The 23,216-nt window shown below is 63.0% G+C and carries 20 protein-coding genes; 10 read left to right on the top strand and 10 right to left on the bottom strand.

Annotated features, from left to right (window positions below; translation table 11 throughout):
• Entirely contained in the window at nt 1-1,143 is a 1,143-nt protein-coding gene (locus RQ865_RS05460) for a glycosyltransferase family 1 protein (RefSeq protein ID WP_311478107.1), read from the top strand.
• 196 nt (nt 1,144-1,339) lie between these two features.
• On the opposite strand, the gene RQ865_RS05455 is transcribed toward RQ865_RS05460, so the two are convergent.
• From RQ865_RS05455 to RQ865_RS05440, 4 genes are all read right to left on the bottom strand, one after another.
• A complete protein-coding gene (locus RQ865_RS05455) occupies nt 1,340-2,305 on the bottom strand; it encodes a hypothetical protein (protein WP_311478106.1) in 966 nt (321 codons plus the stop codon).
• A gap of 378 nt (nt 2,306-2,683) precedes the next feature.
• A complete protein-coding gene (locus RQ865_RS05450) occupies nt 2,684-4,063 on the bottom strand; it encodes an LCP family protein (RefSeq protein WP_311478105.1) in 1,380 nt (459 codons plus the stop codon).
• A complete protein-coding gene (purE, locus tag RQ865_RS05445) occupies nt 4,056-4,562 on the bottom strand; it encodes a 5-(carboxyamino)imidazole ribonucleotide mutase (protein ID WP_311478104.1) in 507 nt (168 codons plus the stop codon). The genes RQ865_RS05450 and purE overlap by 8 nt, the downstream gene beginning before the upstream one ends.
• 50 nt (nt 4,563-4,612) lie before the next feature.
• A complete protein-coding gene (locus RQ865_RS05440) occupies nt 4,613-5,743 on the bottom strand; it encodes a 5-(carboxyamino)imidazole ribonucleotide synthase (protein ID WP_311478103.1) in 1,131 nt (376 codons plus the stop codon).
• Nucleotides 5,744-6,024: 281 nt separating this feature from the next.
• On the opposite strand from RQ865_RS05440, the gene RQ865_RS05435 reads away from it, so the two are divergent.
• A complete protein-coding gene (locus RQ865_RS05435; RefSeq protein ID WP_311478102.1) occupies nt 6,025-6,627 on the top strand; it encodes a GtrA family protein in 603 nt (200 codons plus the stop codon).
• Between the two features lie 298 nt (nt 6,628-6,925).
• Here RQ865_RS05435 and RQ865_RS05430 read toward each other — a convergent pair whose 3' ends face one another.
• Nucleotides 6,926-7,198: an acyl-CoA carboxylase epsilon subunit gene (locus RQ865_RS05430; RefSeq protein WP_311478101.1), complete on the bottom strand. Its 273-nt coding sequence runs from the start codon at nt 7,196-7,198 to the stop codon at nt 6,926-6,928.
• The gene (locus RQ865_RS05425; protein WP_311478100.1) at nt 7,198-8,802 is read right to left on the bottom strand and encodes an acyl-CoA carboxylase subunit beta; all 1,605 of its coding nucleotides are present in this window, start codon (nt 8,800-8,802) and stop codon (nt 7,198-7,200) included. Before RQ865_RS05425 ends, RQ865_RS05430 begins: the two co-directional genes overlap by 1 nt.
• A 212-nt stretch (nt 8,803-9,014) precedes the next feature.
• On the opposite strand from RQ865_RS05425, the gene RQ865_RS05420 reads away from it, so the two are divergent.
• Both RQ865_RS05420 and RQ865_RS05415 read left to right on the top strand, forming a co-directional pair.
• Nucleotides 9,015-9,845, top strand: coding sequence for a biotin--[acetyl-CoA-carboxylase] ligase (locus tag RQ865_RS05420; RefSeq protein ID WP_311478099.1), 831 nt, complete (start codon nt 9,015-9,017; stop codon nt 9,843-9,845).
• The gene (locus tag RQ865_RS05415) at nt 9,845-10,348 is read left to right on the top strand and encodes a PH domain-containing protein (protein WP_311478098.1); all 504 of its coding nucleotides are present in this window, start codon (nt 9,845-9,847) and stop codon (nt 10,346-10,348) included. Before RQ865_RS05420 ends, RQ865_RS05415 begins: the two co-directional genes overlap by 1 nt.
• Nucleotides 10,349-10,575: 227 nt before the next feature.
• On the opposite strand, the gene RQ865_RS05410 is transcribed toward RQ865_RS05415, so the two are convergent.
• Nucleotides 10,576-11,865 carry a TRAM domain-containing protein gene (locus RQ865_RS05410; protein ID WP_311478097.1) on the bottom strand — a complete coding sequence of 430 codons (1,290 nt, stop codon included), beginning with the start codon at nt 11,863-11,865 and terminating at the stop codon, nt 10,576-10,578.
• Between the two features lie 55 nt (nt 11,866-11,920).
• Here RQ865_RS05410 and RQ865_RS05405 point away from each other — a divergent pair, with 55 nt between their 5' ends.
• Nucleotides 11,921-12,556 carry a nucleoside triphosphate pyrophosphatase gene (locus RQ865_RS05405; protein ID WP_311478096.1) on the top strand — a complete coding sequence of 212 codons (636 nt, stop codon included), beginning with the start codon at nt 11,921-11,923 and terminating at the stop codon, nt 12,554-12,556.
• Between the two features lie 102 nt (nt 12,557-12,658).
• Here RQ865_RS05405 and RQ865_RS05400 read toward each other — a convergent pair whose 3' ends face one another.
• The 3 genes from RQ865_RS05400 to RQ865_RS05390 form a co-directional block, all read right to left on the bottom strand.
• Nucleotides 12,659-14,704 (bottom strand): ABC transporter ATP-binding protein, encoded by a 2,046-nt coding sequence (locus RQ865_RS05400; protein ID WP_311478095.1) that lies wholly within the window; start codon nt 14,702-14,704, stop codon nt 12,659-12,661.
• Nucleotides 14,701-16,434 (bottom strand): ABC transporter ATP-binding protein, encoded by a 1,734-nt coding sequence (locus RQ865_RS05395; protein ID WP_311478094.1) that lies wholly within the window; start codon nt 16,432-16,434, stop codon nt 14,701-14,703. The genes RQ865_RS05400 and RQ865_RS05395 overlap by 4 nt, the downstream gene beginning before the upstream one ends.
• A 228-nt stretch (nt 16,435-16,662) precedes the next feature.
• The gene (locus RQ865_RS05390; protein WP_311478093.1) at nt 16,663-17,598 is read right to left on the bottom strand and encodes a ribonuclease H; all 936 of its coding nucleotides are present in this window, start codon (nt 17,596-17,598) and stop codon (nt 16,663-16,665) included.
• A gap of 111 nt (nt 17,599-17,709) precedes the next feature.
• Here RQ865_RS05390 and RQ865_RS05385 point away from each other — a divergent pair, with 111 nt between their 5' ends.
• From RQ865_RS05385 to RQ865_RS05365, 5 genes are all read left to right on the top strand, one after another.
• On the top strand, nt 17,710-19,497 hold the full coding sequence (locus tag RQ865_RS05385) for an acetyl/propionyl/methylcrotonyl-CoA carboxylase subunit alpha (RefSeq protein WP_311478092.1): 1,788 nt from the start codon (nt 17,710-17,712) through the stop codon (nt 19,495-19,497).
• Nucleotides 19,498-19,933: 436 nt separating this feature from the next.
• Nucleotides 19,934-20,317: a GntR family transcriptional regulator gene (locus RQ865_RS05380; protein ID WP_311478091.1), complete on the top strand. Its 384-nt coding sequence runs from the start codon at nt 19,934-19,936 to the stop codon at nt 20,315-20,317.
• A 4-nt stretch (nt 20,318-20,321) separates the two neighbouring features.
• The gene (locus RQ865_RS05375; protein ID WP_311478090.1) at nt 20,322-21,029 is read left to right on the top strand and encodes an ABC transporter ATP-binding protein; all 708 of its coding nucleotides are present in this window, start codon (nt 20,322-20,324) and stop codon (nt 21,027-21,029) included.
• A gap of 41 nt (nt 21,030-21,070) precedes the next feature.
• Entirely contained in the window at nt 21,071-21,877 is an 807-nt protein-coding gene (locus RQ865_RS05370; RefSeq protein ID WP_311478089.1) for a hypothetical protein, read from the top strand.
• Nucleotides 21,878-22,176: 299 nt separating this feature from the next.
• A complete protein-coding gene (locus RQ865_RS05365; protein ID WP_311478088.1) occupies nt 22,177-23,148 on the top strand; it encodes a hypothetical protein in 972 nt (323 codons plus the stop codon).
• Nucleotides 23,149-23,216 lie beyond the last annotated feature (68 nt).

Here is a 23,216-nt window from a genome sequence, read left to right as displayed (position 1 = left end):
ATGGTCACACTGAATTTCGTCGTCGATCAACTCACCGCCGAAGTACCCGGTGGGATCGGTCGATACACCGAAAATCTGGTGCGCGAGGTGATTCGACGTGCCCCGCACGATTGCGATGTAGCGGGAATTACCTCGTTCATCTCGGATGAGCAACGCTCGGCACTGCTCGACCGGCTGCCGGGCCTTGAATCGGTGCGCATGTCACGCCTCAACCGCAAGATGCTCTCGCAGGCGTGGCGAAACGGCATGTTCACCAACGCCTTTGGTGGTGGACTATTTCACTCACCCAGCCTGCTGGCCCCGCTGCGGCCGCTCGAAAGCGGCGACCCAGCCCAAGTTGTGGTAACCATCCACGACACAGTGCCGTGGACGCATCCCGAAACCCTCACCCCCAACGGAGTGCGGTGGCACAAGGCGATGCTCAAACGCGCCTGGAACTACGCCGCCGCTGTCGTTACCCCCACGCACGCCGTCGCCGAACAGGTGGCCCAGCTGCACAATTTTGGCGACCGGCTGCGGGTGATTCCCGGCGCCGCATCCCCCGACATTCAACTGCCCGATGAAGCCACTCAGCAGGCCATCGCCCAGCATTTCCAACTGCCCGACACCTTCATCCTGGCTATCGGCACGCTCGAACCACGCAAGGGAATCGACCGGCTACTGCAAGCGATGGCGCAGCCGCGACTGCGGGATGCGCAGCTCGTGCATGTGGGGCCCGAAGGCTGGGGCGAAGTCGATCTCGATTCGCTCTGCGCCGCCGCCAATGTCGACCGGGCGCGCGTGCGCAACCTCGGCTTTGTGAACGATACCGAGCTCGCCGTTGTGCTCGACCGCGCCACTGTGCTGTGCATGCCCTCGCTCGACGAGGGCTTCGGGCTGCCCATTCTTGAGGCGTTCCGGGCCGGCACCCCCGTGGTGCACAGTGATGTGCCGGCGTTGATGGAAGTGTCGCAGGGTGCATCCCTGCACGTCGGCCTCGGTAACGAAACGAGCTTTGTGGAACGCCTGTCGATCGCGCTATCGAATGTGCTCGGCGACCGCGAGCTGCGCGAGAGCCTGGTACTAGCGGGGCAAGACCGCCACCCGATCTACTCGTGGGCCTACTCGGCCGACCTCGTCTGGCAGCTGCACGCCGACCTCTAGCCGCGTGCCGGCGTGAGCGGATGCCCGCCGCACCCTCGTCGCCTCGCATCCCCGTTTGCACCCCACTTTTTGCCCTCGTGTGTGTCTCCGCGTCAAATGTGTGTGCTCTGCCACATACAAATGACGCGAACCCACACAAATCCGTGGAGGCCGATGCCGAACGCAGCGCACGGCGGGCACTGCGCGCAAAGAGCGACTACGCGACGAGAAAGCTCCAGTCGGGCTGCTCCGGAGGCCGAAGCGGCTCGATCACAACGTGACCGCGCGGTGCAGGCAACGTGCGCGCCCGCTCAAAGCCGCGCTCAAGCATCCGAATAAATTTTTGGGGATGCTGCAGGTCGCGCCACATCCAGCGCACCATCTCCCACCCGGCCGCGCGCAACCGTGCCTCTCGCTGCTTCTCAGCCATCACCGTCGACACCGCATCCTCGCCCGGAGCCAACAACTTTCCGTACTTGATCCTGCCGTCAAACTCGCCCAGCACCCCGGCACGCGAGGCGAAATCGGTGCGGGCCAAAAACTCGCCGTTTTCGTCGAGAATCGTTGCCTGCTGCAGATCGAATTCGACCCCGTGCTCGATCATCAAATATCTACTCCACGACTCGGCATAGCTTTCGGCCCGATCACTCGCGTGCGTTTTCACCCAGCGCAAGGTGCGCCGGTGGCGCAGCGGTTCATCCAACGCATCGAAACTCGCACCAAACCTCAACACCGCATCGGCCGCCGCCAGCAGTTCGTGACCAGACACCAGCGAAGCGAGGTCTTGGAGCGTTCGCTCAAGCGTCGTCACCCTCAGCCCGTACATCTCGGCGACATCCGCATCTTTAAGTCGCGACCGCATGACCCGCAAACCCGCAACCGGCGGAGAGGCGCTCGATCGGTTCACAGTGACCGGCCCGCTCAGCCGAGAGTTGAGTAGCGGTAAGCCGTGGATCGCGGCGGCGCTGACGCCGCACGCTACAGCGGTGTTGGATGCACCAACAACGGCAATCGTGCGCGCCACATGTTGCGTGGTCGGCGCGAGCGAATCCCAATCGTCACTAGCAATTTCAACGTAGGCCCCGCGATACACGCGGTGGATTTCACCCCGCCGCAGGCGCCGACGAAGCGTTTCGGGGCGGTAGTCACCAATCGAATGAGCCGCAGGTCGAATAATGCGCATGCGCATCATTTGACGGTATTCGGATGCGTTCCGCTGCAGCGCGTGCGGTCGCTGTGGATAGGTCACAATCCACAGGGGTGCCGGTGCTGTCGTGCTCGCTGCGCTGCGCCGCGCCTGCGCTCACCGCGTGCACGCACGCCGTGCCACCCAAGAGCACCCGCCCGCCTCCTGTGTGCATCCGCGTCATTTGTATGTGGCACAACACACACAATTAACGCGAACCCACACAAATCCGGTTGAAGACGAGTGCACGTGTGCATGAGGGGCGCTGGCGGCGGGGCGGCGCACGGGTGGATGCACGCGACGCGACGGTGCAGGGCGCGGCGCGGCAGCACACACGCGGCACCGCGATGCAGCGCGCCACGCCACGCCGCGCGCCTACTCTGCGGGCACTTCGGTTGGCTGCGGCTTGCCGTCGAGCGCATCCCGGATCGCCGAGCGCGCAACGTCATAATCGACGAAGTCGGCTTCGGGATCCACCAGCGGCGGCGCGAGCGTAACCCGCGAATTATCGTCGCGACCGCGCGATTTCAACGCCAAATCAGCAATCAGCCCCGCGGCGCCCTGCGGAATATCAGTCTGCACCACCTCATCAACCGCCTTCATGATCTGGCTCCCACGGCTAAACATCTTGCCCGGCAGCTGAGCGATCACCGCATCCTGTAACTGACGCTGACGCTGCATCCGGTCGTAGTCGGTGGTCTCATAACGCGAACGCGCGTACCACAGCGCCAGCTCACCGTTGAGCCGCTGCTTCCCCGGCTCGATATACGCCGACGGCGGCTGCCAATTGGGGTTCGTTCCGTCATCGTTGATGCCGAGACCAACGCGCTCTTGCACATCCACCTCGACGCCGCCCATCGCATCGATGAGCTCCGCAAAACCGGCCATATCCACCAGCACGTAATAGTGAATGTCGAGCCCGGTGATCCACTCCACCGCGTCTCGCGTCGCCTCGATACCGCGCTCAGAACCGTGTTCTTCCGCATCCTGATACATGTCGTAGTCGTACACCTCTACCTCGGTGTACACCGAGTTGAGGTAGCAAACATCCACATTGCAATCGGAGTAGTCGTCGCCATACATATCGCGCATCGGCCCGTCAACAAACCCGAAGCCGTGCAGCACACGCGGCAGCCCAATCGTGACCAGCTGCCCCGACCACATGTCGAAACTCATCACACTGATCGAGTCAGGACGCGACCCCTCACGATCCTCACCGCGGTCGGCGCCGAGCACCATGATGTTGATGCGGCCATCCGACGGCAGCGTCAGCCCAGCTTTCTTGCCACCAAACAGTGCCTGCACGGTCGACTGCACCTGACCAACCTGCGCCCACGCAAACACACCCGCGAACATCGGCAGCGCGCCGAGCAGCACAGCAACCAGTAACACGAGGCCGCGCGCGAATGCATCCACTTTCACCAGCCGCGCCTGCCGCACCGTCTCGATCATCGTGACCAGCATCCACAGACCGTAAGCGAACAGCAGCCATTTCAAAATCGCGAGCCCCCAGGCGGTGGTGAGCACGAACAGCAGCGGCCCGCGCAGCAGCAGCGCCATCACCAGCACCACCAGCAGGGTGATGATCGCGCCCAGCCACACGCGCAGCGCAGCCCGACCAAACCGCCGGTTACCCGCCAGCAGCGGGCCGATGCCTGGAATCAACAGGTTTGCAAATACGAGCCACCACGCCCGCCTCGTCATGAACTCGGGCGAGCCGGTGTCGGGATGCTTGAGCGGTAGCGCGTTAGACATCAAGCTGCGCCTGCAGTGCCGCGTTCTTGTCGGCAACCATCGCGGTCAGGTTATCGGCATATTCCTGCAGGCGGTCGGCGAGCTGCGGGTCGGATGCGCTAAGCATACGGGCTGCGAGAATGCCGGCATTCTTGGCGCCACCAATCGATACTGTGGCAACCGGAATCCCGGCGGGCATCTGCACGATCGACAGCAGCGAATCCATCCCGTCAAGGTATTTGAGCGGCACCGGCACGCCGATCACCGGCAGCGTCGTCATCGACGCCACCATGCCCGGCAGATGCGCCGCACCACCAGCGCCGGCGATGATCACCTGCACGCCGCGCCCACGCGCCGCGCGCGCGTATTCAACCATCTTGTCGGGTGTGCGGTGGGCTGAAACCACTTCAACTTCGGCGGCGACGCCGAGTTCGTTCAGGATGTCGTGAGCCTCGTGCATGACGCGCCAGTCACTATCCGATCCCATAATGATGCCCACGCGGGGCCCGGCTGCCGTCATCGATTTGCTCCCGTCTTGTTTTTGCGGTTGAGTTGTGCGACCCACCCGAGCTAGTTGTCGAGGTCGTTAAATAGTTCGGCGGCGGCGCGCGCCTGGTACACAACTTCGTCTAGGTCATCACCAATCATCGTCACGTGACCCACCTTGCGGCCGGGGCGCGCCGACTTTCCGTAAGTGTGCAGCTTCACAGCGGGATGCGTGCGCCACACTTTCGCGAATCGGTCGGTAATCGCTTCGTGTTGCGGGCCGCCGAGAATGTTCGCCATCACCGCGTGCTTGGCGATCGCGTCGGTGGCGCCCAGCGGCCAGTCGAGCACCGCGCGCAGGTGCTGCTCGAACTGGCTGGTGATCGACCCGTCGATGGTCCAGTGCCCCGAGTTGTGAGGGCGCATTGCCAGCTCGTTAATGAGTAGCCGGTCGTCGCTGGTTTCAAACATTTCGACCGCGAAGGTGCCGGTGATGCCGAGCCCTTCCGCTACCTGTTTGGCGATTTCGGCAGCAACCTCACGCATCCGCGGTGTCGCCGAGGGCGCCGGTGCATACACCTCATTGCACACGCCATCGCGCTGCACGGTTTCGACCACATCCCACACCCGCAGTTCGCCGCTGGGGCGACGCGCCCCCAGCTGGGCGAGTTCGCAGCGAAAATCGACGCGCTCTTCCACAAGCAGCTGGTCGAACTGGGCAAACCAGTCGGCGGTTTGGTCGCCGCTGGTAACAATGCGCACACCCTTCCCGTCGTAGCCGCCGCGCGGGGTTTTCAACACCGCGGCCCCGTCGTGCTCGTCGATGAACGCCTGCAGCTGCTCGGGTGAAGCCACCGCCGCCCACTCGGGAATCGGCGCTCCCAGTTCGGCAAGCATCTCGCGCATCCGCAGCTTGTCTTGGGCTGCGATCAGCGCGTCGGGGCCGGGATGCACGGCGATCGATTCGGCGGTGAGGGCGCGCAGCACCTCTTGCGGCACATGTTCGTGATCGAACGTCACCACATCCACGCCGCGGGCGAAGTCGAGCACGGTCGGGATGTCTTTATAGTCACCCACCGCTGTGGCAGCCAGACGCGCTGATGAGCCTTCTGCCTCGGCCAGTACACGGATCTCGACTCCGAGCGCCGATGCCGCCGGCACCATCATGCGGGCAAGCTGTCCGCCACCAATCACGCCTACTGTGGGTACGGGCATCGTGCATCGCCTTTCGCATCGAGGTGTGGGGTTCTTCCGCCCTATTCTGCCACCGGGCACATTGGCAGCGCTGCAGCAGCACTGGCGGGGATGCGGATCGTTCGCCTTTTGAGATGCGTGCGGGATGCGTGTTCGGTGCGCGCAAGCTGAAAGGTTGCGCGCCGCTAACGATTTGCGGCAATTCGGTGCACGAACCGTGCGTCTAACAGGATGGGCGACTAGGCTGCAACGAGGCCGGTGAATCGTTTTGTCGGTCCAAGCAGCTCCGAAAGATTGTCCCTGTGCGAAAACCGAACGATCAGCGTGGCCAGACTCCGCGCGAGCCAGCTCAGACCTATCAATGGCATGATCGACGGTCTCCGAACACCGGACCCATCGCACTCATTGCCGCTGCATCCGCCGACTCTGCCGCGCATCCCGGGGACCAGCCGCGGCAGTTCAGCTGGCCGTGGTTTCGTCAACTGCTCTCGCAGTTGCTGAAGTTTGGCCTGGTGGGAGGCACCGGTGTCATCGTCGACTTCGGTGTGTTCAACCTGCTGCGCGGCACGGTGCTGTCGCCCGATGATTGGCGTTGGGGGCCGATGCTGGCCACCATCATCGCGACTGTCGTCGCCATTTTGTGGAACTGGGTGGGGAACCGGCTTTGGACCTTCCGCGAGCACCGCCGTGATGCTGGCGCCACCCGCGAGGCGGTCGAGTTTTTCTTGGTGAGCCTTGCCGGGATGGTGATCGGGCTGATTCCGCTGTGGATTTCGCACTATCTGCTTGGGATGACCTCGGTGGCCGCCGACAATATCGCGAAGCTCGTCGGCATTGGAGTTGGCTCTGTTTTTCGCTTCCTGCTCTACCGCTGGTGGGTGTACGCACCCCACCGCGTCAGCTAGTCAGCCCCTTCACTTCGCCGGCGCGAGCAGCTCGACACTGCTGCGCATCCCGGCAAGTGTTCGCGCCCGATCACCCTCCCCGCCGCATCCCGGCTGCCTGTGTGCCACTTCCCCGGCTGACTGCACGCCGCATCCCGGCTTGAGAATTTTGTTTCCTGGCTGCAGTTTCGGCCGGAGAATTGTTTTTTGGCTGCAAAATGAAGTTTTTCGACGGTTGAAACGTTTCAAACCGCAGTTTTGCAGCCAATTTTCTGAGGCCAGGAAACAAATTTCCGCAGCGAGCCCAGGAAAGTTGCAGCTAGAGCTTGTAGCGGCCGCCGAACGGGTCACCCGACCCACCGCCACCACGCAGCGCGCGCTGACTGAGCTGCCACGGCGTGAGTTTCACCACCGCATCCCGCGGCCGATCGACCTGCACCCCGTCAGCAAAAAGCACCGCCAGCGTCGCCGCCACCGCGGCAAGCTCATCATCGGTGGGGTTCCCACGCAGCAGCCGAGCCTCACCCGGCGATAGCGAGTCGCTGAGGTCGAGGTCGGGAATCGCAATTTTCGGCAGTTTGGCGTTCGGCATTACAGCGGGATGTTTCCGTGTTTCTTCGGCGGCAGCGAGGCACGTTTCGACCGCAGCGACCGCAGCGCCCGAGTCACCGAGACACGCGTAGTCGCCGGCTCAATCACCGAGTCGATCTCGCCGCGCTCAGCCGCCAAATACGGCGACGCCACCTCGTAGGTGTACTCATCGGCAAGTTTCTTGCCGAGCGCCACCGGGTCTTCACCCTTCTCGCTGGCGGCCTTAATCTCGCGGCGGTAGAGAATATTCACCGCACCCTGACCACCCATCACCGCGATCTCGGCGGTGGGCCACGCAAAGTTCATATCCGCGCCGAGCTGCTTCGACCCCATCACGATGTAGGCACCGCCGTACGCCTTCCGCAAAATCACCGTCACCAGCGGCACTGTCGCCTCAGCGTAGGCGTACAGCAATTTGGCGCCGCGACGAATCACACCCGACCACTCCTGGTCGGTGCCGGGTAGGTAGCCGGGCACATCCACCAGCGTGACAATCGGAATCGAAAACGCGTCACACATCCGCAAAAATCGTGCGGCTTTCTCACCGGCGTCAATGTTGAGGGTGCCGGCCATCTGCTTGGGCTGGTTGGCAATAATCCCCACCGGCGATCCCTCGATGCGTGCCAGCCCCACCACCACGTTCGGGGCGAACAGCGACTGGATCTCCAAAAACTCACCGTCGTCAACGATCGATTCGATCACCCTGAGCACGTCATAGGGCTGCGTGGGCGAATCGGGGATGATCTCGTTGAGCTTCGTGTCGGCATCGGTCACTTCGAGCTCAACATCAGCATCATAGGTCGGCAGATCCGACAGGTTGTTGTCGGGCAGGTACGACAGCAGGTTTCGCGCGAAATCGAGCGCATCTTCTTCATCGCTGGCGAGGTAGTGCGACACTCCCGAGGTGCGGTTGTGTGCGAGTGCGCCGCCGAGCTCTTCCATCCCGACGTCTTCACCGGTGACGGTCTTGATCACATCCGGGCCGGTCACGAACATGTGGCTGGTTTTGTCGACCATGATCACGAAGTCGGTGAGTGCGGGCGAGTACACGGCGCCGCCGGCCGCCGGCCCCATCACGATCGAAATCTGCGGAATAACACCGGATGCGGCGGTGTTGAGCCGGAAAATCTCGCCATATTTACCGAGCGCGATCACGCCCTCCTGGATGCGCGCCCCACCCGAGTCGAGGATGCCGATGATCGGCACCCCGGTTTTGAGCGCGTGCTTCATGATCTTGATGATCTTGTTGCCGGCCACTTCGCCGAGCGAGCCCCCAAAGACGGTGAAGTTCTGCGAGTAGACCGCGACATTGCGGCCGTGGATGGTGCCGGTGCCGATGATCACCGAGTCGCCGTAGGGGCGGTTCTTGTCCATCCCGAAGGCGGTGGTGCGGTGCCGCACATATTCGTCGATTTCTACTAACGAACCGGGGTCGAGCAGTGCCAGGATGCGTTCGCGCGCCGTGTTCTTCCCCTTGGCGTGCTGTTTTTCAGCCGCGCGTGTTTCAGCATCCGTCACCGCTTCAGCGTGGCGGTCTTTCAGGTCGCGGATGCGCCCTGCGGTGCTGAGGTCAATCGCCGTTTCGTCATCGATGTAGTCGTTCATCGTCACCCAATCTACACAGCGGCAACGCGAATTGTGTGGCCTAACCCGTGCATCCAGACGTCGATTTCTTGAGGATTCCTACAAATGCGTTGGTTGCTGCATCCGCGCGGGCGGCAAATCTCACTCGCATGCGGGGATGCGTCAGCTGATGCACCGGCGGATGCGAGACAATGCGCACAGTACCCCCACCGAAGTAGCCGAGCAGGATCTCTATGACCGCCACTATCCGCACCATCACGCTCAGCGTGCCGCCCGCATCCAGCACGCTCGAGGTGCATCCCGAACTCACCTCAACCAACGCGATGTTCCACAACCGTTTTGTTGACGAGCACGAACACTTCGCGCCGTTTTACGCGATTGCCACCACGTCGCAGACTGCAGGTAAGGGGCGCTTGGATCGAGAGTGGGTCGCACCTGCCGAATGCACGCTGGCGCTGTCGGTGTACGCCGAGTTTTCTGCGGCTGCCGCCCAGCGGGCGATGGGTTGGGTGTCGTTGGGTGCGGGGCTGGCGCTGCGCGAAGTGTTGGCCGACCGCATCGATGCCGACCGTATCGGCATCAAGTGGCCCAATGATGTGCAGCTCGATGGCGCGAAGGTGGCCGGTATTCTCGGCGAGCTGCTGGGAGTGGTTGATGGTGGCCGCGCGTTTGCCTGCGTGGTCGGCGTCGGCGTAAACACGGGTATTCCTGCCGAGCAGCTTCCCACCGAGCAGGCCACGTCGCTGCAATTGCACGGGGTCGCGGTTGATCCGCTCGATCTTGCTCCTGAGCTCATCCGCGCGATTGCCCGCCGCCTCGCCGCGCTGGAGGCTGCGGGTGGCGATGCGGATGCGTCTGGGCTGCGGGATGAGCTACTGCTGCATTGCAGCACGATCGGCGCGAATGTGGCGGTGACGCTCGCCGACGGCTCGGCGCTGCGGGGTCGCGCAACCGGGGTGGATGCACTCGGCCAGCTTGAAGTGCAGGATGACCATGGGCGGCTGCACAGTGTTTCAGTGGGCGATGTTGAGCATGTGCGCCCCGCGGAGGCAGAGGACCAGTAATGAGTGAATGGCGGCTGGCAACGTTGCATCTGCACGGGCGCGGGCTCATCTTGCCGAGCCTGGTGCTGGTGGGCGCCACGGGATTCATTGGCTACGCGACGCGCGGGCTGCGTGATGGCGACAATTGGCTGATGTGGGCGGCTATTGCCGCGGTGGGCGCGGTGCTGCTCGGGCTGCTGCCGATTATTGCTTGGCTGCGTCTTCGCACGGTGATCACCACCGTGAAGACGGTGCAGCGTTACGGATTTTTTGGGGTGAAAAAGCGTGAGATGCCGCACCATCATGTTGCGCGCGTGACGCTCAAGCAGAACGGTTGGCAGCGGCTTTTTGGTTCGGGAGATGTGGTGTTGGATGCGGTGAGCGGCGCGCGCTTGCAGCTGCACGATGTGCCGAATGTGGTGACGGTTGCCCAGGCGCTGCGTGAGCTGACCGGCAATGTTGGTGCCGGGCAAACCGGTGTGCAGCAGCCACTACCCGCGATGCCGCTGCCGCCGCAGCTGTAGCGCGAGTGCCGTGCCGCGCCGCACGCCACGGCACACATCCGCCGCATGCGCCGCGCATCCTGTAGACGCCGCGCCCCTCACGGTTCTGTGTGGGTTCGCGTCATTTGTATGTGGCAGAACACGCACAGTTAACGCAAACCCACACAAATCCGGCTAGGTGGGGTGCACGACGGGCGGTGGGGTGCTCGGCGGATGCGTGGGGTGCTCGGCGGGCGATGTGCGACGCGCTACTCGGCGTCGCGGGTGAACAGCGCGACCGTCTCGAGGTGGTGCGTGTTCGGAAACAGATCGAGCGCGCGCATCCGAACCGGCCGGTATCCGCGCTCGCGCAACAGCGCCACGTCCCGGGCAAGCGCAACCGGGTCGCAGGCAACGTACACGATCTGCGCCGGCTGGATTGCTGCCAGCTGCTCGATCGTCTGTCTACCGGCCCCCGATCGGGGCGGGTCAAGCACCACGGTGCCGCGGCGCAGCGCGGCTCGTTCGGCCCCGTCGGCACCTTCGCGTAGCGAACGCAAAAAACGATCAACCCGCCCGGTCACGGCCGCGGCGTACTGCCAGTCGGCCAGGTTTCGGGCGGCGAGTTCGGTAGCGGTATCGGCCACCTCCACCGAGGTGAGGTTGGTCACCGGCCCGCCAAGTTCCGCCAGCGCCACACCAAACAGACCCACACCGCCGTAGAGGTCGAGGTTGCCTGCCTCCGGGTCGAAACGTGCCGGGTCGATCGTGTCGCGCACCGCGTCGAATAGCGCGGTGGCTGCGGCGCGGTGCACCTGCCAAAACCCCGCCTCCGATACGGCAAACTCGTGGTCGTGAACGCGTTCGACGAGCGTCTCGGCAGCTCGCGGCTCGCGCCCGTCGAGCAGCACACGCATCCGTGCCGAACCGTCGGCGGGCGACACGAAGTCGATCCGTCCGCTGCCACGCGCGCCGGCACTCACCTGCTCAAGTGCGAGCTGTTCAATCGTCGGGGTTGCCAGCGGCAGCGAGTCGATATCAACCACGCGGTGGCTGCGCGCCGCGAACGGCCCCACCCGACCCGTGTCATCCACGTGCAGAGTGATGCGGGTGCGCCAACCGGTGCCGCGCGATGCATCATCGCCGGGCAGTGCATCCACCTCGAGCTCGCGAATCAACCGGTCTTCGGGGTCGAGGCCACCAAACCGAGAAAGCGCGTCAGCCAACACGCGGCGTTTGAGTTCGCGCCCGAAGCTCGGCAGCATGTGGCCGAACTCGGCTCCTCCCGCGCGGTCTTCGGGGGCGCGGTCGAGCGATGCCGCCGGCCACACGTGCTGCTGACGTTCTGTGGATGCATCGAGCACCTCGACCGTGGCGGCGCGGGCGTGGCGTTTGCGCACCTCGGTGATGCGGGCGCGCACCCGCTCGCCCGGCAGCGCGTCTGAAACGAACACCACCCGACCTGATGAGTGCCGGGCGACGAAGATGCCGCCATGGGCCACATCGCCAATCTCGAGTTCGACGAGATCGTCGACGGTCAGTTCTTGCTCTTCGTTCACGCTTCCAGACTAACCGGGCCGCGCCACGATGCCCGGTTTGCGTACGCTGGTGCGCATGCAACTTATCCTCGCGTCCACATCCCCCGCCCGCCTCGCGGTGCTGCGCGCCGCCGGTGTCGAACCGCTCGTGCTTCCGAGCGCGGTTGATGAGGATGCGGTGCTCGCCGGATCCGGTGCGCTGTCACCTGCCGAGACTGTGCTGACTCTCGCGCGCGCCAAGGCGCTCGCCGTGGCTGATGGCGACGGCTGCCCCGACGGTATTGTGCTCGGCGGCGATTCGATGTTCGAGCTCGACGGTAAGATTTACGGCAAGCCGCACACGCCCGAGGTGGCGCGTCAGCGCTGGCAGATGCAGAGGGGCCGCACCGGCACGCTCTGGTCGGGCCACTGGCTGGTCGACCGTCGCGCGGGCCATAGTGGCGATGCGGGCGTTGGCGCGGTGAAGTCGGCCGAGGTGACGTTTGTTGACGATCTGCGCGATGACGAAATCGACGCCTATATTGCATCCGGTGAGCCGCTGCATGTGGCGGGTGCATTCACGATCGATTCGCTGGGTGGCGCGTTTATCGAGCGCATCTCGGGCGATCCCTCGACGGTGATCGGCATTTCGCTGCCGACGCTGCGCCAGCTTGCCCGCGGGCTCGGGGTTCGCTGGCACGAGTTTTGGAATCGGGCGGGCGCGGCGAGCTAGGGCGAGGAGGTTCGCGGAAAAGCGAACCGGCCCGCGCTTGTCGCTGCGGGCCGGTGTACACGATCTGGTCCCCCTCGAACCTCGTGCACTGCCAGCCTAACGCTATTGCGAATCGTTTTCAACCGCGGGGGTGTCGGGATTATTCGAACCCTCGGCCGAACTTCCAGGGCCGAGCTCATCCTCATCGACCATCGCGCGTTCAAACTGCGACTCATACAGTTCGCGATACGCACCATCGAGCTCGAGCAGCTCCTCATGCGTGCCCTGCTCAACAATGCGCCCCTGCGCCATCACCAGGATGAGATCGGCGTCACGAATGGTCGACAGCCGGTGCGCAATCACAAAGCTCGTGCGCCCCTTACGCAGCGCCGCCATCGCCTGCTGCAGCAACAGCTCGGTGCGAGTGTCGACCGAGCTGGTCGCCTCATCCAAAATCAGCACCGCCGGGTTCGCCACAAACGCGCGCGCAATAGTGATCAGCTGCTTCTCACCAGCCGACACATTCGATGCATCCTCATCAAGCACCGTGTCGTAACCGTCCGGCAGTGAGTGCACGAAGCGGTCGACGAAGGTCGCCTTGGCAGCATCCAACACTTCTTCATCCGTTGCCGACTGGCGGCCGTAGCGAATGTTCTCGCGAATCGTGCCCTGAAAAAGCCACGGATCCTGCAACACCATCCCGGTGCGGGCGCGCACATCGTGCCGACGCAGCTCGCCAGTGTTTTGCCCGTCAAGCAAAATCGCGCCGCCATCAACGTCATAAAACCGCATCAGCAGGTTCACGAGCGTCGTCTTACCGGCACCGGTGTGCCCCACAATCGCCACAGTCTGGCCCGGATGCACCGCGAACGATAGATCGCGAATCAATTCCCGATCGGGAACGTACGAGAACTGCACATCCCGGAATGCAATCTCGCCTGGCCCCGGTACGAGCTCGGGCGCATCCGCAGCATCCGCCGGCTCATCCTCGGCATCGAGCGTTTCAAACACGCGCTCGGCCGAAGCCGTTGCCGACTGCACGGTTGCCGCCATCCCGCCCAGCTGCGCCAGCGGCTGCGTGAACTGCTGCGAATACTGGATGAACGCCTGCACATCACCCAGCCGCAGCTGACCGCTCGCCACCTGCAGGCCACCGAGCACCGCGATGCCAACATACGAGAGATTGCCGGCAAACTGCATCAGCGGCATCATCGAACCCGACAAGAACTGCGCCTTATACGAGGCCTCGTACACGGCATCGTTTTCTTCGTTGAATGCGGCGCGCACCTGGTCGCCGCGGCCATACACCTTCACCAGCGCGTGGCCCGAGAACGACTCTTCGACACGCGAGTTGAGACGCCCGGTCTGCTGCCACTGGGTGCGGAAGTTCCGCTGCGATCTCGGCCCGATAACCGCGAAAATCACGCCGGTGATCGGCAGCACCACAAGCGCCACCAGGGCCAGCTGCCACGAGATGCTGAACATCATCACCAGCACACCAAGCACGGTGAGCAGCGATGTGAGCGCATAGATGAGCGACTGCTGTAGCGAGTTGGTGAGGTTGTCAACATCGTTCGTGACGCGGCTGAGCAGCTCGCCGCGCTTGACCTTGTCGAAGTAGCTGAGCGGCAGGCTGTGGATTTTTTCTTCCACCCGGTCGCGCAGCCGATACATGGCCCGCACCACCACACGATTGAGAATGTAGCCCGAGAGATAGTCGAGCGTATTGGCGAACAAATAGAGCGCCACCACCCACAGCAGCACTGTGCCAAGCCGGGTGAAATCAACGCCCTCACCGGGCACGATATGCATTGCCTGCAGCATTTGCGCAAACTCGTGCTGCCCCTCGGCCTCGAGGCCGGCCGCGAGCTGCTCTTTCGACACTCCCGCCGGCAAGTGGCTCGAAATCGCGCCCTCAAAGATGATGTTCGTTGCCTCGCCCAAAAGCTTCGGGCCGAGCACATACAGCGCCACCCAGCCGGCACCGCACAGGGTCGCCAGCGCGATCTGCCAGCGCCACGGTGCGAGCAAACTCAAAAGCCGCTTGAAACTCGGCCAAAAATTTCTCGCCGGGCGCATGTCACCGGCACCCCATCCAGCGGATGCAGCGGTTGCCGCCTCGTCAAACTCTTCCTCGTGCGAGGTCGTTTTATTTTGCTGCTGGCTCATCGCTCCACCTCCGCTCCGAGCTGAGACTCGACAATTTCTTGGTAGGTGGGGTTCGATGCGAGCAGCTCGTCATGCGTACCCTGCCCAACCACGGCGCCGTCCTCCAGCACCACGATCTGATCCGCGTCGGTGATGGTCGATACGCGCTGCGCCACCACGAGTTTTGTCACCTCGGGAAGCTCCCGCCACAGCGCCTGCCGCAGCTGCGCATCCGTCACCAGGTCGAGCGCCGAGAACGAGTCATCAAATACGAGAATCTGCGGCTCGTGGATGATCGCGCGGGCAATCGACAGTCGCTGCCGCTGACCGCCTGACACATTCGTGCCGCCCTGCGAAATCGGTGTATCCAGACCACCATCAAGTTCGCGCACAAACTCGGCAGCCTGCGCAATCTCAAGCGCCCGCCACAGTTCTTCATCGCTCGCATCCGCGCGACCAAACTCGAGGTTCGAGCGCACCGTGCCCGCAAACAGATAGGGACGTTGCGGAACCAGCCCAATCGCATCCCACAGCGCGGCCGGGTCGGCTTCACGCACATCCACCCCGCCAACTCGCACGGCACCCGATGTGACGTCGAAGAGCCGCGGCACGAGATTCACCAGCGTCGTTTTGCCGGCGCCGGTCGAGCCGATCACGGCGACGGTCTGGCCCGGATGCACGCGGAACGAAATATCGCCAAGCACCGGATGCTCCGCACCGGGATACGCGAACCCCACACCAGCAAACTCGATCGCTCCGGGTTCGGGCAGCTCGCGCACACCGTTTTCGGGCAACACCAGCGAGGTGTCGGTTGCCAGCACCTCGCCGACACGCTCGGCACACACTGCCGCGCGCGGGATCATCGTGGTCATGAAGCTCACCATGATCACGCCCATCAGAATCTGCGTCACATAGGCGATATAGGCGAAGAGCGTGCCGACCTCGACATCACCGTTGTTGATCTGAATGCCACCGAACCAGATGACCCCCGCGATCGTCAGCTGCATCACCAGGGATGCGGCAGGAAATACGGCGACAAAAAGGTTACCGATGCGCTGCCCCACATCGGCCATATCTTGGTTAGCTTCGCGGAATCGTTCGCGCTCAATGTCTTCACGCACGAACGCGCGCACCACGCGGATGCCGGTGAGCTGTTCACGCAACACCCGGTTGATGGCATCGACACGATCCTGGTACGAGCGGAACAGTGGGATCATCTGCCCCACCACAACACCCACGATCGCGATCAGCACGGGGGCGGCCACGGCAATGAGCCAACTGAGCCCCACATCCTGCCGCAGCGCCATAATCACGCCACCGATTGCCAGCATCGGCGCCGACACCAGCATGATCATGCCGAACTGGGCGAGCATCTGGATCTGCTGCACGTCGTTGGTGTTGCGGGTGATGAGCGAACCGGCACCGAAATGGCTCACCTCGCGCTCGCTGAACTCGGATACGCGCTCGAACAAGTCGCGGCGAATATCGCGCCCCACGCCCATCGCGGCACGCGAGGCGCAGTAGATGGCGGTGATATTGCTTGCAATCTGCACAAAGGCGATCAGCAGCATGAAGCTGCCAACCCGCCAGATGTAGCCGACGTCGCCCTTAGCCACGCCATTGTCGATGATGTCGGCGTTGAGTGTCGGCAGGTACAGCGCCGCGAGGGCTTGCAAGAACTGGAACACGAGCACCCCGGCGACAAAGAGCCGGTATCTGCGGAGGTATCGAATGAGCAGTTTGCCCAGCATGTGCATCCTTGTGGGATCGGAACGAGTGCGAGCGGCGCCGGTCGGTGTTTCGGATTATTCGGCGTGTAACCAAGTTATCTTGCCACAGCCGCTATTTGCGCCGCTATTTGCGCCTAGTGTGTGTCTCCGCGTCAAATGTGCGTGCTCTGCCACATACAAATGACGCGAACCCACACAAATCGCGAGTAAAGCTGGGTCGCGGGAGGCAGCGAGATGCGGTGCCCGCGGCTACGACTGGTGCCGCAGGCGCAGCAGCCAGCGCTGGAAATCGCCGCCGTCGGTCAGCTGCCACACGGATGTGCGCTCACGCCCGGCGATCTGCGAGCGCACCAGTGCAACTCCCGATCCGAGCAGCGACACGCGAACAAACTCGGGGGTGCCAGTGAGTTCTGCCCCCACCCGCTCAAACTCGGGATGCTCGCGGCCGGTGCTGTCAACCTCAAGACGCCGCAGTTCGGCGACAGCCGCGGCGCTCGCATCCGCCGCAAACGAGTCGTCATCAAGATCAAAAAGTGCAGCGTCAAGCGCGGCATTGTGGTCGGCGGGCACCGCGTGGGCGGTGCGTTCCGAGTGCGTCGACGCCGGGCGACTGGCACGCCCAGCAGCATCCGCATCCGCCAGTGCATTCTGGGCAGTATCCCCCGCATGCGCTGAGCCATTCGCATCCGCCGACTCGGTGCGCGCAGCGCCCTCGGCCCGACCGCCACCGAGACCGGGCCCGGTTTCGGGTTCGACACCCTGCTGATAGGCCGTCGCCACAGCCCGCGCGTAGTCGTCGGCGCGCTCATTGAGATCGTGCCCCGAGTGCCCGCGCACCCACTCGAACGACACCTCGCGCCCCGCAAGCGCCGCATCGATCTGTTCCAGAAGCTCCCGGTTCTGCACCGGCTTCCCGTCAGATTTTTTCCATCCGCGTCGCTTCCATCCGGGCATCCATTTCGTAACCGAATTGATCACGTATTGCGAGTCGCACAGGATGCGCAGGGATGCATCGAACTTTTCGGTCGCGCGCAGCAGGTCGAGCACGGCCATCAACTCACCCTGGTTATTGGTGCCGCGTGGCCAGCCGCCCGCCTGCCAGGCACCCTCAGCGGTGACCCACGCCCATCCAGCCGGTCCGGGATTACCGAGTGATGAACCATCTGCTGCTGCAACGATCTCCATGTGACCATCGTGCCATCCCGGGATGTTTTGCAGGTTTCAGCAATAGACCGCATCCAGCTTTGTGTGATTTAAATAACACCCACCGGGAAACTCTGAATAGGCTTGGTGATTATGGCCCGAATTACCAAACTGCTCATCGCCAACCGCGGTGAAATCGCAGTCCGCATTATCCGCGCCGCACGCGACGCCGGCATCACCTCGGTGGCTGTGTACGCCGACCAAGACCGCGACGCACCCCACGCGCGGCTGGCCGACGAAGCCTACGCTCTGCGCGGCACAACGAGCGCCGACACTTATCTCGTGATCGAGAAGATCCTGTCGGTGGCCCGCCGTTCAGGTGCCGATGCAATCCACCCCGGCTACGGTTTTCTGAGCGAGAACCCCGAGTTCGCCCGCGCCGTGCAGAACGCCGGACTCATCTGGATCGGCCCCTCCCCCGAAGCTATCGAGGCGCTCGGCGACAAGGTGACCGCCCGCCACGTGGCTGAACGGGTTGGCGCGCCGCTTGCGCCCGGCACACTCGAGCCGGTCAAAACCGCCGACGAAGTGATCGCGTTTGCCCGCGAGGTTGGCTACCCGGTGGCCATCAAGGCCGCATTCGGCGGCGGTGGCCGCGGACTCAAAGTGGTGCGTGAAGAGCACGAGGTGGCAGATGCCTTCGACTCGGCCACGCGCGAGGCCGTCGCCGCATTCGGGCGCGGTGAGTGCTTCGTCGAGAAATTTCTCGACCGCCCGCGACACATCGAAACCCAGTGCTTGGCGGACGCTCACGGCAACGTTGTGGTGGTTTCCACCCGCGACTGCTCGCTACAGCGCCGCAACCAGAAACTCGTCGAAGAGGCCCCCGCACCGTTCCTCACCGCCGAGCAGGAACGTCAGGTGTATGACGCATCCAAGAAGATCATGCGCGAGGTGGGCTATCAGGGCGCCGGCACCTGCGAGTTCTTGCTGTCGAGCGACGGGACCATCGCGTTTCTCGAGGTGAACACGCGACTGCAGGTGGAGCATCCAGTTACCGAACAGGTAACCGGCATCGACCTCGTGCGCGAGCAGTTCCGCATCGCCGAGGGTGAGGAGCTCGGCTACGACGATCCGAAGATCGAGGGGCACTCGTTCGAGTTCCGTATCAATGGCGAGGATGCGGGGCGCGGCTTCCTCCCCGCACCCGGCAAGATCACCACTTTCGTCACACCCGAGGGGCCGGGTGTGCGCATCGATTCGGGGGTGCGTCAAGGCGATCAGGTTTCGGGCGCGTTCGACTCGATGCTCGCGAAACTGATCGTCACCGGCAAGACTCGCGAAGAGGCGTTGGTTCGAGCACGTCGCGCACTCGACGAGTTTGAGGTGGCTGGGTTGCCGACCGTGATTCCGTTCCACCGGGATGTTGTGCGGCAGCCGGCATTCACCGCCGAAAACGGCAACTTTGATGTGTACACGCGCTGGATCGAAACCGAGTATGTCAACGAGATCGAGCCGTGGTCGGGCGAGGCTGAGGATATTGTCGCACCGGGATCGCGGCGCGATGTGGTTGTTGAGGTCAACGACAAGCGCATCGAGGTGTCGCTGCCCGAGCGGCTGGTGATTTCGGCCGGGATGCAGCACGGCGGTGTTGGCCGCACGATGGCCGGCCACGCGCCGCGTCGCAAATCGCACGGCACTGTGGCGGGCGATTCGGGGAATGCCGTGGTGGCGCCTATGCAGGCGACGATCGTGAAGTTCGCTGTCGAAGAGGGCCAGCGCGTGGTGAAGGGCGACCTCGTGTGCGTGCTCGAGGCGATGAAGATGGAGCAGCCCATGCCCGCGCCGCGAGATGGTGTGGTGCGCAATCTGCAGGGCAGCGTGGGCGATACGGTATCGGCCGGCACTGTGCTGCTCGAGATCGAGGGTGACGACGAGTAACCCTGTGCATTAATGCGCCGTGCCCGCTGGATTTCGCATCCGGCGGGCACGGTGCTTTTTCGCGGCGTCTACTGCCCAGCCCGGCGCTCCGCCCCATCCCCTGCTCCCCCACATCCTCTCGCCCACATTCCCGCCACCCGCCCCCACCCTCGTCGACCACCCCCGCAACAAATGGCACCGCTTCCGACTAGTGGCACCGGCATGCGGGTGCCACTAGTCAGCTGCGGTGCCATTTCAGCAGGATGAGCGTGGAAATGGCACCGCAGCCGCGCGTCGAGTGAGCGCAAGACACCGGATGCAGGCTGACTGGGCAGCGCCGCACAACATCTACGCGCCACCCTGGCAGCGCCGAACTCCGGTCGACGACACACTTGCATCCACAAACTGTGTGGTTGTATTATGGCCGTAATACAGCAACACAAGAGTAAGGAGTGGTGTGGAATTCGAATCTGGCACTCCCATCTGGACGCAGCTCGTCGACGAGTTCATCCGCCGCATCGCCAGCGGCGAATGGACAGCCGGAAGCCGCATCCCCGCCGTGCGCGAACTCGCCGGCGACCTGGGAGTTAACCCCAACACCGCCCAGCGAGCACTCACCGAACTCGAGCGTCGCGGGCTGTGCCGCACCGAGCGCACGGCCGGACGCTTCATCACCGATGACAGCGAGCTCATCACCGAAACCCGTGTCACTCTCGCCCGCTCGTCAGCTGACGACTACATCCGCATCGCGCGAGGCCTCGGCCTCAGCCAAACCCAGGCGACACGGCTTATCTCCGAAAGTTGGCATAACCATGACATTGACGATTCCGAAGGCAAGTAATCCCATGAACACCGTCGCTGACCCCCTGCTGCAAATTCGTGATCTGCACAAGCATTACGGAAAGGTGCAGGCACTCAACGGAGTCAACCTCGAGCTCGAACCCGGCCACATCGTCGGCCTGCTCGGTGAAAATGGCTGCGGCAAAACCACGCTGCTCAAAACTATCGCCGGAGTCGTATCCGACTATAGCGGCGAGGTTCGCATCCACGGAATGAAACCGGGCCCCGAAACCAAAGCGATTACCGCATTCCTACCCGATAGCGAATACCTACCGCGTGGACTGTCCGTACACTACTGCCTGGAGCTCTACGACGACCTCTTCGCCGATTTCGACCGCGAACGCGCACTCGAAATGATCAATTTCTTTGGCCTGAACGAAAAAATGAAACTCAAAGAAATGTCGAAGGGGATGCGCGAAAAAGTGCAGATTGCGCTCACCATGTCGCGACGCGCGAAACTCTACCTACTCGACGAGCCCATTAGCGGAATCGACCCGGCCGCTCGCGAGGGGATCCTCGACGGTATTCTGCGCAATCTCGAACCCGATTCGCTCGTGATCATGTCGACTCACCTCATCCACGACCTCGAGGCCGCACTCGACTCGGTCATCTTCATGCGCCACGGGCAGATCACGCTCACTGGCGACGCCGATGACCTGCGAGCCGAACACGGGCTGAGCATCGACGAACTCTTCCGAAAGGCATACCGATGATTCGCACAATTTTGAAGCATGAATTCATCCGCACTCGCGGGATGCTTGCCGCCATTTTTGGAGCAGCCATTGCCGGTGTCGCGCTCGGCTCGCTGGTTGTTGCCAGCCGCATCCCGATTCTCTCGGAACTTGGCGTCGTATTGGTCTTCATATTGCCAATTGTGTTGATACCAGTCACACAAATTGCCATCGCGATTGATTTTTGGCGCTCCAGTTTCCGAGCGGCTGGGTATCTCACTCACGCAATTCCAGTAAAAGGCTCAACAATTTTCTGGGCTAAATTACTGTGGAGCATGATCGCTACCGTCGCTGCGATCCTGGTGATGCTGCCGCTCGCTGCCCTGTCTTGGTTTGTGCTTGCGAGCACCCCGTCGGCACAAATGCTGGGCACGATTGAAGCGAACCCTTTCAAGGCCGCTGCCGCACTTCTCGACCTTGTCACCACGATGATGCCGATGCCCATTTTGCTCGGGGTGATGCTGCCCCTTCTGATCGTATTGATCATTCAGTGGCCGGTCTACTACGCCTTTGTGGCGTCAGTTGGCAGCCAGGGCAGCTTTGGGCGGATGGGCGTGGGCGGCCCGATCCTGGTCGGTTTCATTGCCTACGTTGGTGGCGAAATCATCTCGCTGCTCTCGGTGTTCGCGGTGCCGTTTGGCATCGACTTCGCGGCGCAACTGCACGGCGGCCAATTCTCGATCGTGAAATACAACCTCGTGCAGACGATAGTTGAAGGGCACAACACTGCTGTCATGCCGCTGGGTGTGTACCTCAGCGCTGTGATCTTGCTAACAACGTGCCTGTGGCTGACCCATCGCTCGTGGAACCGACATGTGTCACTGAATTAGCGCCTGCCACTCCCACGCGTGGCGCGATTACCACGCATCCACCCCGCCAGCGATCATCCGCGCTCATCAGCATTCATCCGCGTTCATCTGTGGGCTACTGGCACCGCTACCGACTAATGGCACCGGGATGCTGGTGCCATTAGTCGGTGACGGTGCCACTTCCGAACTTCGGGCCGCAAAATGGCACCGTCACCATCCCCTGACAGGTTCGATGTTTCGGGATGCATGTGGAAACTCGTGTGTCCACAGAGTCGTCGCGTAGCAACACACATGAGGCGCAGGCCCGCTTAGATCTGGGCATGCGCCTCATCAATTCATCCAAACTACCTTCAGACGGCATTGCCGAATATGAGCTCCGACAACGTCACGCCCGGGGCGAGCTCACACGTGTGCATCGCGGCACCTACCTCGACTCCGAACTCAGCGTGCTCGCGGCTAATTCTGCGGAGGTGACCCACGCATCCCGAGTGTTCGGATTCATGCGCCGCAGCGAGACCGCCACCGTCAGCGGTATCAGCGCCGCGGTGTTGCACGGTCTGCCCCTGCTCAACCATCGGCTCACCGGCCCTATAACGGTGACGCGCCGCAATCACGGTGCGCGACGTGCCCATGTGGCGGTTCGGCGCTCGCACCTTCGGGCAGAAGATGTGACTACCCTGCACGGACTTCCCGTGACCACGCTCAAGCGCACGATTCAAGACCTCGCCGAGAGTGTGGAGCTACCCGAGCTCTTGGCTGCCACCGAGGCGGCGCTGCGACAGGGCGGCGATATCACCGATCTCGAAGCCCCGCTACGTCATCGGCGTGCCTTGCGCTGGGTGGGCATGCATGCTTCAGCTAGATCGGAGAGCTATGCGGAGTCGTGGAGCAAGTATGTGTTCTACCAGCACGGTTTCTCTTTCGATTGGCAGCAGGTGTCGGTGTTTGATGAACGGGACCGATTCGTGGCGCGTTGCGATTTTGGCTCTGAGCTTGGTCTATTGGGTGAGTTTGATGGCCGCATCAAATACGGCAAGATTGCCGGGTCAACCGAGGCGGCAGCCGACGCGATCATGGCAGAGAAGGAGCGTGAGCATCGGTTGCGTTCGCTCGGCTGGGATGTCGCGCGCTGGACTTGGGGCGATCTGCACGATGCCGATCGGCTTATCCGCAGACTCAATGCGCAGCTGGCAAATGCGGCCGCTGCTCCGAGACCGCGTGGGTCGATTCGGATCGAACCGCTTAAACGCGCACAGCCGCCCAATTGGAGCGCGATTTTCGGCTTGCACTAGCCGGGCTTTCGGTTTGCACTAGCCGGGCTTTCGGTTTGCACTAGCCGGGCTTTCGGTTTGCACTAGCC

Origin of the sequence: uncultured Gulosibacter sp. (genome assembly GCF_963509965.1) — a bacterium.
Lineage (GTDB): Bacteria > Actinomycetota > Actinomycetes > Actinomycetales > Microbacteriaceae > Gulosibacter.
This window is presented reverse-complemented; position numbering and strand designations above follow the sequence as displayed.